This window comes from Niallia sp. Sow4_A1, from assembly GCF_052116745.1.
GTDB lineage: Bacteria > Bacillota > Bacilli > Bacillales > Cytobacillaceae > Niallia > Niallia hominis.
Window position 1 is genome coordinate 1 of sequence record NZ_JBQKKM010000038.1, and the last position, 17,518, is coordinate 17,518.

Annotated in this window: 17 protein-coding genes and 2 other annotated features; of the genes, 16 read left to right on the top strand and 1 reads right to left on the bottom strand. The window is 35.1% G+C overall.

All coding sequences use genetic code 11. The annotated features are described in order from the left end of the window. Positions 1 to 875: 875 nt before the first annotated feature. The 15 genes from polA to ACTQ5K_RS18445 all read left to right on the top strand — a co-directional run bounded on the left by polA (position 876) and on the right by ACTQ5K_RS18445 (position 15,448). Positions 876 to 3,500, top strand: coding sequence for a DNA polymerase I (polA, locus tag ACTQ5K_RS18375; RefSeq protein ID WP_031534844.1), 2,625 nt, complete (start codon positions 876 to 878; stop codon positions 3,498 to 3,500). Between the two features lie 75 nt (positions 3,501 to 3,575). After that, positions 3,576 to 4,403 (top strand): DNA-formamidopyrimidine glycosylase, encoded by an 828-nt coding sequence (gene mutM, locus ACTQ5K_RS18380; RefSeq protein WP_031534842.1) that lies wholly within the window; start codon positions 3,576 to 3,578, stop codon positions 4,401 to 4,403. 78 nt (positions 4,404 to 4,481) lie between these two features. Continuing rightward, entirely contained in the window at positions 4,482 to 5,117 is a 636-nt protein-coding gene (gene ytaF / locus ACTQ5K_RS18385; RefSeq protein ID WP_031534840.1) for a sporulation membrane protein YtaF, read from the top strand. 161 nt (positions 5,118 to 5,278) lie between these two features. Then, positions 5,279 to 5,884 (top strand): dephospho-CoA kinase, encoded by a 606-nt coding sequence (coaE, locus tag ACTQ5K_RS18390; protein ID WP_031534838.1) that lies wholly within the window; start codon positions 5,279 to 5,281, stop codon positions 5,882 to 5,884. Between the two features lie 108 nt (positions 5,885 to 5,992). Further along, the gene (nrdR, locus tag ACTQ5K_RS18395) at positions 5,993 to 6,448 is read left to right on the top strand and encodes a transcriptional regulator NrdR (RefSeq protein ID WP_031534836.1); all 456 of its coding nucleotides are present in this window, start codon (positions 5,993 to 5,995) and stop codon (positions 6,446 to 6,448) included. 245 nt (positions 6,449 to 6,693) lie between these two features. After that, positions 6,694 to 8,112 (top strand): replication initiation and membrane attachment family protein, encoded by a 1,419-nt coding sequence (locus tag ACTQ5K_RS18400; protein WP_441131278.1) that lies wholly within the window; start codon positions 6,694 to 6,696, stop codon positions 8,110 to 8,112. 15 nt (positions 8,113 to 8,127) lie between these two features. Further along, on the top strand, positions 8,128 to 9,057 hold the full coding sequence (gene dnaI, locus ACTQ5K_RS18405; protein WP_251629462.1) for a primosomal protein DnaI: 930 nt from the start codon (positions 8,128 to 8,130) through the stop codon (positions 9,055 to 9,057). Positions 9,058 to 9,101: 44 nt separating this feature from the next. Continuing rightward, positions 9,102 to 9,410: a hypothetical protein gene (locus ACTQ5K_RS18410; protein ID WP_235247889.1), complete on the top strand. Its 309-nt coding sequence runs from the start codon at positions 9,102 to 9,104 to the stop codon at positions 9,408 to 9,410. A gap of 193 nt (positions 9,411 to 9,603) precedes the next feature. Continuing rightward, entirely contained in the window at positions 9,604 to 10,449 is an 846-nt protein-coding gene (gene ytxC / locus ACTQ5K_RS18415; protein ID WP_251629464.1) for a sporulation protein YtxC, read from the top strand. 69 nt (positions 10,450 to 10,518) lie between these two features. Continuing rightward, positions 10,519 to 10,757 (top strand) — a binding site (T-box leader). 81 nt (positions 10,758 to 10,838) lie between these two features. Further along, positions 10,839 to 12,776, top strand: coding sequence for a threonine--tRNA ligase (thrS, locus tag ACTQ5K_RS18420; RefSeq protein WP_031534826.1), 1,938 nt, complete (start codon positions 10,839 to 10,841; stop codon positions 12,774 to 12,776). 296 nt (positions 12,777 to 13,072) lie between these two features. Further along, positions 13,073 to 13,210: a sequence feature (ribosomal protein L20 leader region), on the top strand. A 150-nt stretch (positions 13,211 to 13,360) separates the two neighbouring features. Continuing rightward, positions 13,361 to 13,864, top strand: coding sequence for a translation initiation factor IF-3 (infC, locus tag ACTQ5K_RS18425; RefSeq protein ID WP_016201804.1), 504 nt, complete (start codon positions 13,361 to 13,363; stop codon positions 13,862 to 13,864). Positions 13,865 to 13,879: 15 nt separating this feature from the next. Continuing rightward, complete coding sequence (gene rpmI / locus ACTQ5K_RS18430) at positions 13,880 to 14,080, top strand: 50S ribosomal protein L35 (protein WP_016201803.1); 201 nt, start codon at positions 13,880 to 13,882, stop codon at positions 14,078 to 14,080. Between the two features lie 26 nt (positions 14,081 to 14,106). Beyond that, positions 14,107 to 14,463: a 50S ribosomal protein L20 gene (gene rplT, locus ACTQ5K_RS18435; protein ID WP_031534824.1), complete on the top strand. Its 357-nt coding sequence runs from the start codon at positions 14,107 to 14,109 to the stop codon at positions 14,461 to 14,463. Between the two features lie 74 nt (positions 14,464 to 14,537). Beyond that, positions 14,538 to 14,804: a DUF1294 domain-containing protein gene (locus ACTQ5K_RS18440; RefSeq protein ID WP_235247887.1), complete on the top strand. Its 267-nt coding sequence runs from the start codon at positions 14,538 to 14,540 to the stop codon at positions 14,802 to 14,804. Between the two features lie 68 nt (positions 14,805 to 14,872). Continuing rightward, entirely contained in the window at positions 14,873 to 15,448 is a 576-nt protein-coding gene (locus tag ACTQ5K_RS18445) for a TVP38/TMEM64 family protein (RefSeq protein ID WP_031534820.1), read from the top strand. Between the two features lie 289 nt (positions 15,449 to 15,737). On the opposite strand, the gene ACTQ5K_RS18450 is transcribed toward ACTQ5K_RS18445, so the two are convergent. Next, the gene (locus tag ACTQ5K_RS18450) at positions 15,738 to 16,103 is read right to left on the bottom strand and encodes a hypothetical protein (protein WP_031534818.1); all 366 of its coding nucleotides are present in this window, start codon (positions 16,101 to 16,103) and stop codon (positions 15,738 to 15,740) included. A 290-nt stretch (positions 16,104 to 16,393) separates the two neighbouring features. On the opposite strand from ACTQ5K_RS18450, the gene ACTQ5K_RS18455 reads away from it, so the two are divergent. After that, the gene (locus tag ACTQ5K_RS18455) at positions 16,394 to 17,479 is read left to right on the top strand and encodes a M42 family metallopeptidase (RefSeq protein ID WP_031534815.1); all 1,086 of its coding nucleotides are present in this window, start codon (positions 16,394 to 16,396) and stop codon (positions 17,477 to 17,479) included. The last annotated feature ends 39 nt before the right edge of the window (positions 17,480 to 17,518 follow it).

Here is a 17,518-nt window from a genome sequence, read left to right on the forward strand (position 1 = left end):
CGATTGTCTCTACGATAAGTCAACATCGAATCACTATCGTTCTTCGTGTTTCCTTTATCTCAAGAAAATCGCTCCAGTTCACACGGCGCTAAACGGTGCCTTCCGCTTTTCACTGTCTAGCTCCAGTGCCTATCGGTTAGCAAACTTCCGACTATCTCCCTACGATAAGTCAACATCGACTCACTGCCGTTCCTCGTGTTTCCTTTATCTCAGTCGAGAGTCTCCAGTTTGTACACCGAAAAAACAGGCCCTTCCGCTTTTCATTGTCTAGCTCCAGTCACCAGCGCCAGATGAACTTCACGATTGTCTCTACGATAAGTCAACATCGAATCACTATCGTTCTTCGTGTTTCCTTTATCTCAAGAAAATCGCTCCAGTTCACACGGCGCTAAACGGTGCCTTCCGCTTTTCTTCTCTTTACATTGTTTTTACATTTGGTTTATGGTGGGTTTACACTTTGTTGATACAATAATTTGTGAAGTCCCCCTTATCCATTTGGTTAAGGACTTAAGCTGAAAGCTACCCCGCTTTTGGCTTCCCCTGTGTAAAATTAGTCTTGGAAGAGGGAAGAATTGGTTCTCGCTCGTTAGTAGAATAGATAGTTTTCTCCAATTCAAGACCATGTCAATATACCTAAAATGTTTTTATTAAAGTTGTAAAAATAGCAGAGATAGTTGGTAAAAGGTGTTTGTTCCACGTTTATTTCGTCGATGAATGAAATAAATATAAGCGTAGGAAGGAACCTCTTTTTCAGCAATCTCTGCCTTTTTACATTTATGTATATGTCATGTAAAATAAATAGTATTGAGCCATGTAACAATCATCGTTTTTTTTACGAGATAACATAACACATAAATAGGATGGAGGAGGATTTCTTGAAAAAGAAATTAATATTAATAGACGGTAATAGTATTGCCTATCGCGCGTTTTTCGCTTTACCGCTTTTAAATAACGATAAAGGTGTACATACAAATGCTGTTTACGGTTTTACCATGATGTTAATGAAAATTTTAGAAGAAGAGAAGCCAACACATGTTTTAGTAGCCTTTGATGCAGGAAAAACAACTTTCCGACATAAAACATTTAGTGAATATAAGGGAGGGCGTCAGAAGACACCACCAGAATTGTCAGAGCAATTCCCTTATATAAGAGAGCTATTGAAATCCTATGGTATCCATCATTACGAATTAGAAAACTATGAAGCAGATGATATTATTGGAACTCTTTCTCTTCAAGGAGAAAAGGATGGGTTTGAAGTGGTTGTTATTTCTGGTGACAAAGATTTAACACAATTGAGCTCAGATAAGACAACTGTTTATATCACAAGAAAAGGGATAACAGATATGGAATCCTATACGCCTGAACATGTTCAGGAAAAATACGGTCTAACTCCAGATCGTATTATTGATATGAAAGGCTTAATGGGAGATAGTTCAGATAATATTCCTGGTGTTCCTGGGGTAGGAGAAAAAACAGCAATTAAATTGTTGAAGGAATTTGATTCATTAGAAAAATTGGTAGAGTCTATTGACCAAGTAAGTGGTAAGAAGCTGAAAGAAAAGCTAGAAGAATTTAAGGATCAAGCTTTAATGAGCAAAGAACTAGCTACTATTACAAGAAAAGCTCCTCTAACAATAACTTTGGAAGATACAGAATTTCCTGGAATGCAAATAGAAAAGCTAAAAGAAATGTTCAAGGAGCTTGGATTTAACTCTTTACTCGAAAAATTAGGAGAAACACCTGAACAAGAGGAACTAGTGTTAGAAGATATAAATTTTGAAACGGTTGAAAATATTACAGAAGCTATTTTTTCTGATATAAATATAATGTATGTCGAAGTATTGGAGGATAACTATCATTATGCCCCAATCTTAGGTATCTCTTTATTAAATGACACAGGAGCATACTATCTACCGATCAATCAAGCTTTAGTATCGTCTGCTTTCAAAGCATGGGCAGAAGATGAAAACAAAGAAAAGATTGTTTATGATGCTAAAAGATCGGAAGTGTCTTTACGACATCAAGGGATTCATTTAAAAGGAATTACGTTTGATGTTCTTATTGCTGCATATTTAGCAGATCCTTCTGCAACGATTGAAGATGTTGCTTCTGTTGCTAAAAAATATGGCTATCTTAACTTACAATCAGATGAAGCTTTCTATGGAAAAGGAGCAAAAAGAAAGGTTCCAGATCAAGAATTCTTATCTGATCACATCGTAAGAAAAGCATTCGCTATGCAGGCTATACAAGAGAAAATGGAAGATGAATTAAGAAAGAATGACCAAGAAGCACTATTTTATGATTTAGAAATGCCATTAAGCCTAGTGCTAGCTGATATGGAGTCAACGGGAGTGAAAGTGGATGTTGATCGCTTGAAAGCAATGGGAGAAGAGCTTTCCGAAAGACTGAAAGAAATTGAAGGGCGAATTTATGAGCTTGCAGGTGAAACCTTTAATATTAACTCTCCGAAGCAGCTCGGTGTTATTTTATTTGAAAAGCTTGGCTTGCCAGTTGTGAAAAAAACGAAGACAGGATATTCAACCTCTGCTGATGTGTTGGAACAGCTTGCAAGTTCACATGAAGTAATTAGAGAAATCCTTGAATATAGACAGCTTGGTAAATTACAGTCAACCTATATAGAAGGCTTGCAAAAAGTGGTACATAATGGAAGAATTCATACAAGATTTAATCAAGTATTGACACAAACAGGTCGTTTAAGCTCTATTGATCCTAACCTTCAAAATATTCCAATTCGGTTAGAAGAAGGAAGAAAAATTAGACAAGCATTTGTACCGACAGAAAAGGATTGGGTTATTTTTGCTGCTGACTATAGCCAAATCGAGTTACGTGTTCTTGCTCATATTGCCAATGACGAGAAATTAATAGAAGCATTCAGAGAAGACCATGATATCCACACAGAAACAGCTATGTCCGTTTTTCATGTAGAAGCAGATGCGGTCACTTCTAATATGCGAAGACATGCAAAAGCGGTTAACTTTGGAATTGTATATGGTATTAGTGACTATGGGTTATCGCAAAGCTTGCACATTACGAGAAAAGAAGCAGCCAAGTTTATTGAACGCTATTTAGAAAGCTATCCAGGAGTAAGGAGTTATATGGAAGAAATTGTGGCAGATGCAAAACAAAAAGGATATGTCTCAACATTGCTTCATAGAAGAAGGTATTTAGCTGATATCACAAGCAGAAACTTTAATCTTCGAAGCTTTGCCGAGAGAACAGCAATGAATACACCAATACAAGGCAGTGCCGCTGACATTATAAAAAAAGCGATGATTGAAATGGCAAAACGTTTAGAAGAAGAAGGATTACAGGCTAAATTATTATTACAAGTGCACGATGAATTAATCTTTGAGGCTCCAAAAGAAGAAATCGAGAAGTTGAAAGAAATAGTTCCAGATGTAATGGAACATGCAGTTGAATTAAGTGTTCCTTTAAAAGTGGATTACTCTTATGGACCAACTTGGTATGATGCGAAGTAATAAATGATTATTTTATAATATTGGTGAGAAGTAAAGAATCATGAGCAATTTTCTCAAGGAAATGAGGTATATGAGGTGCCAGAATTACCAGAAGTTGAGACGGTACGTAAAACGTTAAAACAATTAACGCAAAATAAAGTAATTAAGGAAGTTGTTGTGTCATGGGCAAAAATGATTAAAAAACCAGAAAATGTAGAAGAGTTTTCCGATGCATTAATTGGTCAAACCATCCTTGATGTAAAAAGACGAGGCAAATTCATTTTAATTGAAACAAATGATTTTACGATTGTTTCGCATTTGCGAATGGAAGGCAAATACGGTGTGTTTCAAGCTGGTGAACCCGTTGATAAACATACCCATGTTATTTTCTTTTTTGAAGATGGTTCTGAATTAAGATATAAGGATGTACGTAAATTTGGAACAATGCATTTATTTAAAAAGGGTGAGGAATTAAATGCCATGCCACTGTCTCAATTAGGTCCTGAACCATTTGATGCTGATTTTACGATTGCTAATTTTACAGAGCGATTATTAAAAACCAGCCGAAGCATAAAAACGGCATTATTGGATCAAAAAATTGTCGTTGGTTTAGGCAATATTTACGTAGATGAAGCATTGTTTCGAAGTGGCATTCATCCAGAGCGATTAGCAAATTCGTTAAAATCTGCCGAAATGGAGAAACTATATAAAGAGATTATTGCTACTTTATCGGAAGCTGTTGAAAAGGGTGGTAGTACGATTCGTTCTTATGTAAACACACAAGGGCAAATAGGAATGTTCCAGCTTGAACTATATGTATATGGCCGAAAAGGGCAAGACTGTAAAGTATGTGGACATACATTAGAAAGAATTATTGTCGGAGGAAGAGGAACTGTTTTTTGTCCTAATTGTCAAAAAAAATAAAACAATAAATCTAAATTAACATTGGATGGGCTCTTTCCATATAGTATATTACTATTGATTTGGAAGGAGCTTATCTTTATGGCCCAGGTGTTTTCTCTTTTATTAATAGCAATCGCTGTTAGCATCGATAGCTTTAGTGTTGGGTTTACTTATGGTCTGCGAAAAATGAAAATGCCCTTAAATTCTATCCTTATTATCGCCTGTTGTTCCGGTCTGACACTGCTTACAGCAATGTTGGTAGGTCATGTTATTTCAAGGATATTCTCCCCCTCGTTTGCAGAGAGTTTAGGTGGCATTATATTAATAATATTAGGTGGATGGATTCTTTACCAATATTTTAAGCCAAGCAAGGAAAAGGAAGTATTAACAGAAGAAAAGAATATTATTAATTTTGAAATAAAATCTTTAGGTATCGTTATAAATATATTGAAGAAACCTTTGTCAGCCGACTTTGATAAATCGGGAACAATTACAGGGGTAGAAGCAGTTATGTTAGGCTTTGCTCTGTCTTTAGATGCCTTTGGCGCAGGAATTGGAGCTTCCATGCTAGGACTTCCTCCACTTTTTTTAACACTTTCCGTTATCTTTATGAGTACATCCTTTGTTTCGTTAGGGATTTATCTAGGTAAATTTCTGTCAGAAAAAAGTTATATGGATAAATTTTCTTTTATCCCAGGGATTATTTTAATTATTATTGGGATATTTAAACTCTAAATCGCTTGAAAAAATTAGCGAATAGGTTATATTTTCTAAGGTGGTGACCCTCCTTGGCGAATCGCCTTAGGAATTTCACCTATCTATTGCTTTATATATTTACAAAAGTGTTTGTTCATTTAATTTTGTTACATACTAAATTTAATAAGGCAGGTATTGTCATGACATTAATAGTAGGCTTAACAGGGGGGATTGCGAGCGGCAAATCGACAATATCCTCCTATTATCAATCATTGCATATTCCGATTATTGACGCTGATATCGAGTCTAGATTAGCTGTTGAAATAGGAGAACCAGCATATGTAGAAATTGTTGCTCATTTTGGTAAGGATATTCTTCATCAAGATGGTACTTTAAATCGCCAAAAGCTTGGAGAAATTATTTTTTCGAATGAAGGGGAACGGGATGTGCTTAATAGTATCGTTCATCCTGATGTAAGAAGGAGAATGGATGAAAAGCAAAGACAAGCCGTTAAGATGGGCGAAAAAATCGTAATTTTAGATATCCCATTACTATTTGAAAATAAATTAAACACAATGGTTGATCGAACTATTTTAGTATATGTAGATCGAGATATCCAAATAGCAAGGTTAAGGAACAGAAATAATTTAAGCTATGAGCAGGCAGTTAATAGAATAAATGCGCAGATGCCTTTGCTGGAGAAAAAAGCTCTTGCTGATGAAGTAATTAATAATAATGGGACAATCGAAAATTCATTACAGCAAGCGAAGAATATTTTGGAAAAGTGGCATGTTTTTCCTATCTGACATTAGGTTATAGGTGAAATTTAATATAATTACTTGTACAAGCCTTTAATTTTATATAATATGAAGATAAGTATATACATGGAACAAAGAATTCGGAGCTGATATGAAATGAGATGTCCTACCTGTCAACATAATAACACCCGTGTTCTTGATTCACGACCAGTTGATGAATATAAATCGATTCGTAGAAGAAGAGAGTGTGAAGCCTGTGGCAATCGATTTACAACTTTTGAAAAAGTAGAAGAGATTCCTTTGATTGTAGTGAAGAAAGAAGGAACACGTGAAGAATTTAGTAAGGATAAAATATTGCGTGGTTTAATTAGAGCATGTGAGAAGAGACCGGTTGCATTAAAACAACTGGAGGAAATTACTGCAGAAGTAGAGAAAGAGCTTCGAAGTAATGTTGCCTCAGAGATAAAGAGTGAAATAATTGGAGAAATGGTAATGGATCGCTTAGCAAAAGTTGACGAAGTGGCATATGTACGGTTTGCTTCTGTTTATCGCCAGTTTAAAGATATAAATGTGTTTATTGACGAACTTAAAGAATTAATCAAAAAAGACTAGCGAATTTTATCCCTCTCTATACGGACCATAAGACTCTCTCCTTTTGCTTAGGAGAATACGAGGAGTAAAGTTGGGAGATTGTTGTCCATAAAGATCCGATTGGTTCAACTATGGATGGGGGGAAAAACTCATTAATGAGTTTCACTTTATGGAAATGATTACTAAGGGAGCTGAAGATTTCTTTGGCTCTTTTTTGCCTTTCAACTCCTTTGATGGAAATAGAATGTAAGGAAGGGGGACTTAATATGTCTCAGCACTGGCAAGACCTACTTCCCGTCGACAGATATCGAGTAGCTGCGAATGGACTCTTAAGTGATTATGATCGAAAAACAATCACATTCTTGTATCAACCATTAATTGGGACACAGTGTTTAGCTTTATACATGACTTTATGGGCTGAAGTAGAAGAAAATCGCTTGTGGTCCATGACAAATACACATCATAGCTTAATGAATTTCATGAGCTGTGGTTTAAATGATATATATGAAGCAAGACTAAAGCTAGAGGGAATTGGTCTTTTAAAAACGTATTTAAAGAAGGAGGATGGCAATCGCTCGTTTATTTATGAATTGCAGCCACCTTTATCGCCAGCACAATATTTTCTCGACGGAATGTTAAATGTTTATTTATATCGAAAAATTGGAAAAGCACAATATAGCAGATTGAAGAAATTCTTTTCCGATGAAAAAATTGTTGATCCAAGTTTTCAGCTTGTAACAAAAGGTTTTCAAGAGGTATTTATGTCTGATCATGGAAGTGCTGTTCGGGCAATACATGAATTAGAGGATGAAGAAGAGACTGACCAAACCTATATTGGAAGAGAAGAGCAGACTGGAATTCAAATTACGAAGGTGGATTTTGATTTTGAACTACTCTATGCAGGAATACACGATTCTTTACTTTCGAAAAAAGCCTTTACCAAAAAGGTGAAGGAAGCGATACAAAATCTTGCCTTTATCTATGGAATTGACCCCATTCAAATGAAGAATATCGTTATCAGTGCAATTAATCAACAGGATGAGATTGATATGGAAGAATTAAGAATAGCTGCTCGTGATTGGTATCAATTTCAGCATAACGATTTGCTGCCAATGTTAGTTGACCGAAAACAGCCGCAGAAAGATTATTCGTCTATGGATGCACCAAAATCAAAAGAGGAAGAATTAATCTATTATTTAGATCATACTTCTCCTCGTGAAGTATTAAAAGATATTTCAGGAGGTGCTGAACCATCTAAAACGGATTTGCAAATAATCGAAGAAATTATGTTTTCACAAAAGCTCTTACCTGGAGTAATAAATGTGCTTATTCAATATGTTATGCTAAAAACAGATATGAAATTAACGAAAGGTTATATAGAAAAGATAGCTGGTCAATGGGTAAGAAAGAATATTCGTACGGTGAAGGATGCAATGGATTTAGCGAAAAAGGAACATAAGCAATATATGGAATGGGCGCAAGGTAAAAAAAATCAACAATCAAAGTCAACTCGTCGCAAAGCAATTCGTACAGAAAAAATTCCAGAATGGTTTGGACAACAAGATCAGGGGAATGAAGAAGCAAATAAAACAGCAGAACAGAATCAAGATAATGCAGCAAGCGACAAAGACTTGGAGCAGAAGAAAAGAGAGCTGGAAGAACGCATAAAAAAATTAAAAAAATAGGTGGTGAATCAAACGGTGGAAAGGATTAATGATACGTTAAAGAAGTTTGGGGCAGGTAATAATTTTCAGGAACGTTACCGTGCGATGAAACAGGAAGTACTTGCACACCCTGATGTGAGGGCCTTTTTACGCGAGCATGAAGATGAGTTGACTTCCAATGCGGTAGATGTGGGAATGATGAAATTATATGAATATGCTAATCAAAGCAAGGCTTGTAATAAGTGCCCAAGCCTTCAAGGTTGTGTGAATATGATGCAGGGTTATCATCCGAGTCTAGTTGTTATCAGGGGGAATATTGAGATTCAATATGACCGCTGCCCAAGGAAGCTCCAAGAGGATAACCAAAAGAAAAAAGAAAAATTAATCCAAAGTTTATATGTGCCCAAGGACATTTTAGAAGCATCTTTTGACAGGCTGGACATAGAAGGAGAAAGAATGGAAGCGGTAGATGCAGCTATTCGATTTGTAGAGGAGTATAAACCTGGTCAAAGACAAAAGGGAATATACTTTTACGGTGAATTTGGAGTGGGTAAATCCTATATTTTAGGAGCCATTGCAAACGAACTTTCTCAAAAGCAAATTTCTTCTATGATCGTATATGTTCCTGAATTATTTAGGGAAATGAAAAGCTCGATTGCTAATAGTACATTAAATGACAAAATCGAAAGCATCAAAAGGGAGCCGATTTTAATGCTGGATGATATTGGTGCAGAAACAATGTCTAGTTGGATTCGAGACGAGGTATTAGGACCAATCTTACAGTTTAGGATGTTAGAGAATTTACCGACTTTATTTACATCTAATTTTGACTTTAGTGGACTAGAGCATCATCTTACCTACTCTCAAAGAGGAGAAGAGGAAAAGATGAAAGCAATGAGAGTAATGGAAAGAATTCGTTACTTATCTACACCGATTCATGTAAAAGGTAAAAATAAGCGGATATAAAAAATTTATACTAGATGTTTATAAGTGTAAGGAGTAGTGTTGAGTTGACGGAAATTTCGAATGCAGAAAAATTACTGGTAAAGCGTTATAATCAATTTCTTTTCTTTGTATCCATCACTATTTTGCTATTGTTAATCCCATTTTTTCTCTCGTTTTATAGCCCGGGAATTTATAAAATAATCTTGGCATTATTGGTATTTGGATTAACTTATACGTATGTTACAAAAAATAGAAGGTTACTTGCATACGTAAGAAATCTTTGCGAAAAACGATCCATTTCTTTACAAGTGATGTATATAAGATACATTATTGTGTATGTCATTATAGTAGGAGCAATCGTATTCTTTTTGTGAATTTGGATATTACGAACGAAGACAGACTAATTAAAAGTCTGTCTATTTTTTTAGAAAAGGCAATTCCTATATATTGTAAGCATATATTACGATAACGGACATACTCCGATGATTTTCCTTATTTTATAGTCTATTTTCTCTCTATCCCCCATATATATGGAATCGAGGACTTCTTTATAAAGGGGGGATACGGTTGATCGAAATTCAATTTCAATCTGAAAAAGATGCAAAGAAATTTTTGCGTTTAATGAATAAACAGGTAAAACCTGCTGAGTCGATTGAAAGAATAAGTGATGACAATAGTGGAAATGTCGTTAAAATAGATGGAAGCAGTCAGGTAGTGCAAAAATGCTTAACTGCTTTTATCTTGCATATTAAAACAGATGATTGGGCAAAAGAAATATTACAAAATCGTTATTTCTATATGGATGAATTAGAACAACGCAGTATATTAGAACTTCTTCATAGTTTAATAGAAGAAGAGCGTGAAGGACTAGCAAATATAACAAAAGATATAAATATAAAAGCATGTCTTGCAGAAAGTATGAATAATTTTATGGTGGAAACACATCATGCATTTTCTTTTGATTCATTTGTGACCTTTCGATTAAAGGCTTTTTTTGAAAAGCTACTAAAATACATAGAATTATCGATTGATGAGTACAAAATGGAACAAGAATATCAGGTGTTTATTCATAGCTTACGAAATTCCCTTTCTAAAAAAACTGCAAAAGTGAATCATATTCATGTTTTAGTTGACTTAGAAATCCAGTTTTTTGATACCGAATATCAAGAGATTCCCCAACAGGAATTAATGATGTTGTATGAGCAAAGAAGTTTAGCTTCTTCTCCCTATTATATTGACCCATATTCTTTAGGACCACTGCTGGCAATTGCTCCGAAAACAATCTATTTATATACTGAAGATAGGGAGTTGCCTATTGTGCGAACAATTTTAAACATTTTTGAAGAGAGAGTACAGCTTCTTGAAAAGGGTCATTTTTTCCTAAGAATAAACACTCAAAAAGAAATAAAATAAGATTTTTATCTCCCCTTGATTTTATGTTTAGAAAAGCATATAATAACGTACATAAATTAACTATAACTTATACATGTATTGATAAGGACAATAGTTTTCTTGTACGGTTTAAAGAGAGGGAAGGATGCTGGGAACTTCCTAACACGATGAGATTACTTACCACCTTTAAACTTCAGTCAGGAACAGGGAACCTAAGTAATGACTGGCGGTCTCAGCAGCCGTTATCTGTTTAAACTAAAGTCAGACAATGGATTGTCTGAGAATTAGGGTGGAACCACGTGTTTATATTTATAAAACTCGTCCCTTCGCATAGGGATGGGTTTTTTTGCGTTCAATCGGTTCTTATCGTACATGAAAAGCTTAATGGCGAGAATGAAGGAGGAAGTTTTATGTCAGATCTAATTAACATTACATTTCCAGATGGAGCGGTAAAGGAGTTTCCAGTAGGGACAACAACAGAAGATATTGCCGGTTCCATTAGCCCAGGGTTAAGAAAAAAAGCACTTGCAGGAAAAATAAATGGTTCATTATATGATTTGAAAAGACCAATTTTAGAAGATGCTTCTTTTGAAATTGTTACACCTGATAGCCCGGATGCACTAGAAATTTTGCGTCATAGCACTGCACACTTAATGGCACAAGCGATTAAACGTATCTATGGAAATGTAAAGCTTGGTGTAGGTCCAGTTATCGAAAATGGGTATTATTATGATATTGATTTAGAGCAATCATTAACACCAGAAGATTTACCGGCTATTGAAAAGGAAATGAAGAAAATAATCAATGAAAATCTGGAGATTGTTCGTAAAGAAGTAAGCAGAGCGGAAGCGATTGAGCTTTTTAAAGAAATGGATGACGAATATAAGCTAGAATTAATTGATGCAATCCCAGAAGATGAAACGGTAACACTTTATCAACAAGGTGAATTCGTTGATCTATGTCGTGGTGTACATGTTCCTTCAACTGGAAAACTAAAAGAGTTTAAATTACTAAATATTGCTGGGGCTTATTGGAGAGGAAATAGCGATAATAAAATGCTTCAGCGTATTTATGGAACTGCATTCTTTAAGAAGAATGAGTTAGAGGAGCACTTACGATTTTTAGAAGAGGCGAAGGAAAGAGATCATCGTAAAATTGGGAAAGAATTAGATTTATTTATGACTTCTCAAAAAGTGGGACAAGGCCTACCGCTATGGCTTCCAAAAGGTGCAACAATCAGACGCATTGTAGAGCGCTATATAGTAGACAAGGAAGAAAGATTAGGCTATAACCATGTATATACACCGATTATGGGTAGTGTAGACCTGTACAAGACCTCTGGTCACTGGGATCATTATCAAGAGGATATGTTCCCAGTAATGGAAATGGATAATGAACAGTTAGTGCTTCGTCCAATGAACTGTCCACATCATATGGTTGTTTATAAAAATGATATTCACAGCTATCGCGAATTGCCAATTCGTATCGCAGAGCTTGGAACAATGCATCGTTATGAAATGTCAGGTGCATTATCTGGATTACAGCGTGTTCGTGGAATGACATTAAATGATGCGCATATCTTTGTAAGACCAGACCAAATTAAAGATGAATTCAAACGTGTCGTAAACTTAGTATTAGAAGTATATAAAGATTTCGATATTACAGATTACTCATTCCGACTATCTTATCGTGATCCAGCAGATACTGAAAAATATTTTGATGACGATGAAATGTGGGATAAAGCACAAAGCATGCTGAAAGGGGCAATGGACGACCTAGGTCTAGATTATTTTGAAGCAGAAGGAGAAGCTGCATTCTATGGTCCTAAATTGGATGTGCAAGTGAAAACAGCTTTAGGAAAAGATGAGACATTATCTACTGTGCAATTGGACTTCTTATTGCCTGAGCGCTTTGATTTAACATATGTTGGGGAGGATGGAAAACAACATCGTCCAGTTGTTATCCATAGAGGAGTAGTATCTACAATGGAACGCTTTATTGCATTCCTTATCGAAGAATACAAAGGGGCATTCCCAACTTGGTTATCGCCAGTGCAAGTACAAGTGATTCCTGTATCACCTTCTGTACACTTTGACTATGCAAAAGAAGTACAAGAAAACTTACAAAGACACGGTATCCGTGTAGAGCTTGACGAACGTGATGAAAAAATCGGCTACAAAATCCGTGAGGCGCAAATGAAAAAAATCCCTTACATGCTAGTAGTCGGAGATAAAGAAGTAGAAGACAAAGCCGTAAATGTCCGCAAATACGGAGAACAAAAATCAGAAACAGTTTCTTATGTAGACTTCTTGGAAAAATTAACGCAAGAAGTAAAATTTTCTAACTAAGTTAGCATAGATTTTTATGAAGTAGCATTCTTATGACTTAGTTTTCATGGATCTTAGGATAAGGTTCAGAGGGAATGGACGTCTGCCAGAAAGCAAAAAACAAACGAACTTCTGTCGTTTTAAAGGTTGTAAAGTCCGAATTTCGTTCCATATTCCTAGCTTTTCTGAATTTATGCATAAAAAGTATTGCATTGAATCAATTATTTTGATAAAATTTTTCTCGTTGTGATATTTCTTTCGTTGACTTACAGTTATCATTTGTGATATAGTTACTAAGGTAAATTGAATACGAGTTTGAGGAAAAGAAGAAGCACCCGCTTCTCACCTGATTGACACAGATTCCAAGTAGTTAACAGGTATTACGTAAAACATTTTAGGTATTACTTTTGTTTCGTAAGTGTGGGTGAATTGTTCATCCACACTTTTTTATTTGGATGATAAAGATTACAAAGCCTACGATGTCAACTTGAGAGTCAAGTGTCAATTAGTATCTAAGCTAGAGAAGGTGACCTAGAATAGATTATTCTTGACCCGAACGTTGTATTCGTCATTAACCTTGGAGGTGTTTAACTATTAGCAAAGATATGATTTTAAATGAAGGCATTCGTGCAAGAGAAGTTCGTCTTATTGACCAAAATGGAGAACAGCTTGGGATTAAAACGAAATTTGAAGCTCTTGAAATTGCAACACGTGTAAATCTTGATGTTGTTCTTGTTGCTCCAAACGCAAAACCGCCAGTAGCTCGTATCATGGACTATGGTAAATACAAGTTTGAACAGCAAAAGAAAGAAAAAGAAGCACGTAAAAATCAAAAAATCATTAATATTAAAGAGGTTCGCCTTAGTCCAACTATAGATGAGCATGACTTTAATACAAAGCTTCGTAATGCTATTAAGTTCCTAGAAAAAGGCGATAAAGTAAAAGCATCCATTCGTTTTAAAGGACGTGCTATTACACATAAGGAAATCGGTCAACGAGTACTTGTTCGTTTTGCAGAAGCATGTGCAGAAGTTGCCACTGTGGAATCACATCCAAAAATGGACGGTCGAAGCATGTTCATGACTTTAGCGCCTAAAAACGACAAGTAAGAGGAGGAATACCAAATGCCAAAAATGAAAACTCACCGCGGAGCTGCTAAACGTTTCAAAAAGACAGGCTCTGGTAAATTAAAACGCTCAAAAGCTTATACTAGTCACTTATTTGCTAACAAATCTACTAAGCAAAAACGTAAACTTCGCAAAGCTGGATTAGTATCCAAAGGCGATTTCAAACGCATTCGTCATTTATTAGACAACATTAAGTAATTTTTTCAATATAGGAGGGAAATTATATGCCACGTGTTAAAGGCGGTACAGTTACACGCAAACGTCGTAAAAAAGTTCTTAAATTAGCTAAAGGTTATTATGGTTCAAAACATACATTATACAAAGTTGCAAACCAACAAGTAATGAAATCATTAATGTATGCATACAGAGATCGTCGTCAAAAGAAACGTGATTTCCGTAAATTATGGATTACTCGTATCAACGCAGCTGCTCGTATCAACGGTCTTTCTTATAGCCGTTTAATGCACGGATTGAAGTTAGCTGGTATTGAAGTAAACCGTAAAATGCTTGCTGAACTTGCTGTAAGTGATGAAAAAGCATTTGCTGAATTAGCTACAGTTGCAAAACAAAACTTAAAATAAGTTTATTAAAAAAAGGAGGTATTTGCTACCTTCTTTTTTTTATATTTTTTTCTTTGAAAGAAGGAGGAAGCAGGATGATGCCATTACTATCCATCTATTTAGTGTTAATCAATGTAACAGGCTATTTATTCATGATGATTGATAAAAAAAGAGCGATCAAGCATCAGTATCGCATAAGTGAGCGAACCCTTTGGACAATTGCTATTTTTTTCGGTGCTTTAGGGTTATACATAGGTATGAAAAATTTTCGGCATAAAACAAAGCATGCTACATTTAAATATGGTTTACCAGCACTAACATTACTAGAATTAGGGATTGTACTCTATTGGCTGAATGTTTAGGCATATTCTCTTGTCTTTTTCTATACACTTTAATAACAGCATGATTCTTTAGAGCAGAAGGTGATAAGATGGAAGAGCAGTTATCAGTCCTATTTGTAATGGTAGAAGTTAGTGGCATTTTAGCGCCAATTATATTTATTTTATTCCATACCCTACGGCAATTTTTGTTTATTCCTCCAATCTTAGTCTGTATTGCAGGAGGAGTTTTATTTGGAGTGACGCTTGGAACCATCTATTCTATTATAGGCTTAACAATTAATTGTCTCATTTTCTATACTGTCATTCATCGCTTGCCAAAGACACATCGGAAACTATCTAATTTAAAAAAAAGATGGTTTGGGGAGTATCGTAATTTGACACTTGGACAAATCACAGTATTGCGTTTAATACCAGTATTTCATTATCATTTACTAAATTTTTGCCTATTAGAGAAAAGAAAAAGTTTAAATGAATATGGAAAAAGCGCTTTTTTAAGCAATATACCTTTAGCGTTCTTTTATACTATTTTCGGTCAGTTTATTAGTCAATTTTCGTTAACAATGGTCGTCATTATTATGTTTGCATTAGCGATACTTGTTTATATTTTAAGGGAAAAAATTACGATTATTAAATGGAGAGAATTTTTTAAAGAAGCCCATGAGTAAAATACTTCATGTAAAAAAGTCTAGGACAAAACTAATTTGCTAATCTGTGAAGACGAACAATTTCTAATATAGCGATTTCACAAATAGCTGTTATCCAATATGAGTTATGAAAAATAATCAAATGAAAAACTAATTCGTTCCCATTCTGCTACAGACACAAAATGTGCTGCAGGGAACAACACCAACTTCACTGAAACGGTCTTTTATAAACTATAAAAACCCGACCAACCATATGGAACTTGATATGGTTGGTCGGGTTTTTCAATGAGCTGGAATACTGTCCGAACCTCTACGTATTTTTTTCTGCTTCTTTAAACCGTGTCCAATCAATTTTAGCCTTTGGGTATATAGACAATAGTGACTGTTCTATATAGGCTTTGTCTTGTTTTGACATCTTCGTATTATAAGGATTGGTAGGGAATAGTAAGATGTGATCAACTTCGTTTGCTACTGCGTATTTTTCCCCTTCGAGTAAATGCCCTTTATAGGTTAATAAGAGATTCATTCTTATATTATCCTTTTGATCGAGCAAATAAAAAGTTCTCCGCTTTTGCGCTAACTTCAATCGTTGTTGTGGATTCATTAAGAAAGAAAGGATTCGAAATAAACCATAAAGAAGAAATACGAGCAGAACAATTAACAAAAGCCATTTCATAAAAGAGCCTCCAGTAACTTAATTTTTCAGGATTAACTAATAGAATACGATTGATAATAGAAAAGGTTTCATTATTTTAGAAAAAATATTTTTTTAAAAGAAAAAAGATTAAATAAATAGAAACCAAGGTTTGATACATAATAAAAGCAAGGGTTCTTTCTATACCCATATAAGACGGGTAGTAAGCAACTATTGAGGGAAGATTCTTTTTATAAGTAATTAATACTTTGTACTATATCTATTTTCTAGTATAATAATGAAGAATATATTATATTAAGGGAGTCGAAATAATGTCCAAATTAGATGAAACATTAACGATGCTTAAAGATCTCACAGATGCAAAAGGCATCCCAGGCAATGAAAGAGAACCAAGAGAAGTAATGAAAAAGTACATAACAGAATATGCGGATGAAGTGACAACAGATAATTTAGGAAGCTTAATTGCTAAGAAAGTTGGTCAGGAAAATGGACCAAAAATTATGGTTGCAGGTCATCTGGATGAAGTTGGATTTATGGTAACTCGTATTGATGATAAAGGGTTTCTTTATTTTCAAACAGTAGGCGGTTGGTGGTCCCAAGTAATGCTAGCTCAAAGAGTAACGATTGTAACGAGTAAAGGCGAAATTACTGGAATTACAGGGTCTAAACCTCCACATGTATTAAGCCCAGAAGCAAGAAAAAAACCAATAGATATTAAGGATATCTTTATTGATATTGGTGCATCTTCTAAAGAAGAAGCAATGGAATGGGGAGTAAAACCAGGAGATATGATCGTTCCATATTTCGAATTTACAGTAATGAATAATGAAAAAATGTTGCTTGCAAAAGCATGGGATAATCGAATTGGTTGTGCAATTGCAATTGATGTATTAAAAAATTTAAAAGAAATCAATCATCCTAATATTGTATATGGTGTTGGAACAGTTCAAGAAGAGGTAGGTCTTCGTGGAGCGAAAACAGCAGCGAACTTAATTGAGCCGGATATTGGGTTCGGAGTTGATGTTGGAATAGCTGGAGATACACCGGGAGTTACAGAAAAAGAAGCACTAAGTAAAATGGGTAAGGGTCCACAAATCATCTTATATGATGCTTCAATGGTTTCCCATAAAGGGTTACGTGACCTTGTTACAGATACAGCGGATGAGCTAAACATTCCTTATCAATTTGATAGTGTGCCAGGAGGCGGGACAGACTCTGGCTCTATTCACTTAACACATAAAGGAGTTCCGACGTTATCGATCACAATCGCAACTCGCTATATTCATTCACATGCTGCAATGCTTCATCGTGATGATTATGAAAATGCAGTCAAATTAATTGTGGAAGTTATTAAGAGATTAGATCGTGAAACAGTTGATTCCTTGACATTTGCATAAACAGCTAAAATAAAAAAGGGAATTTGATCTTCAAAAATC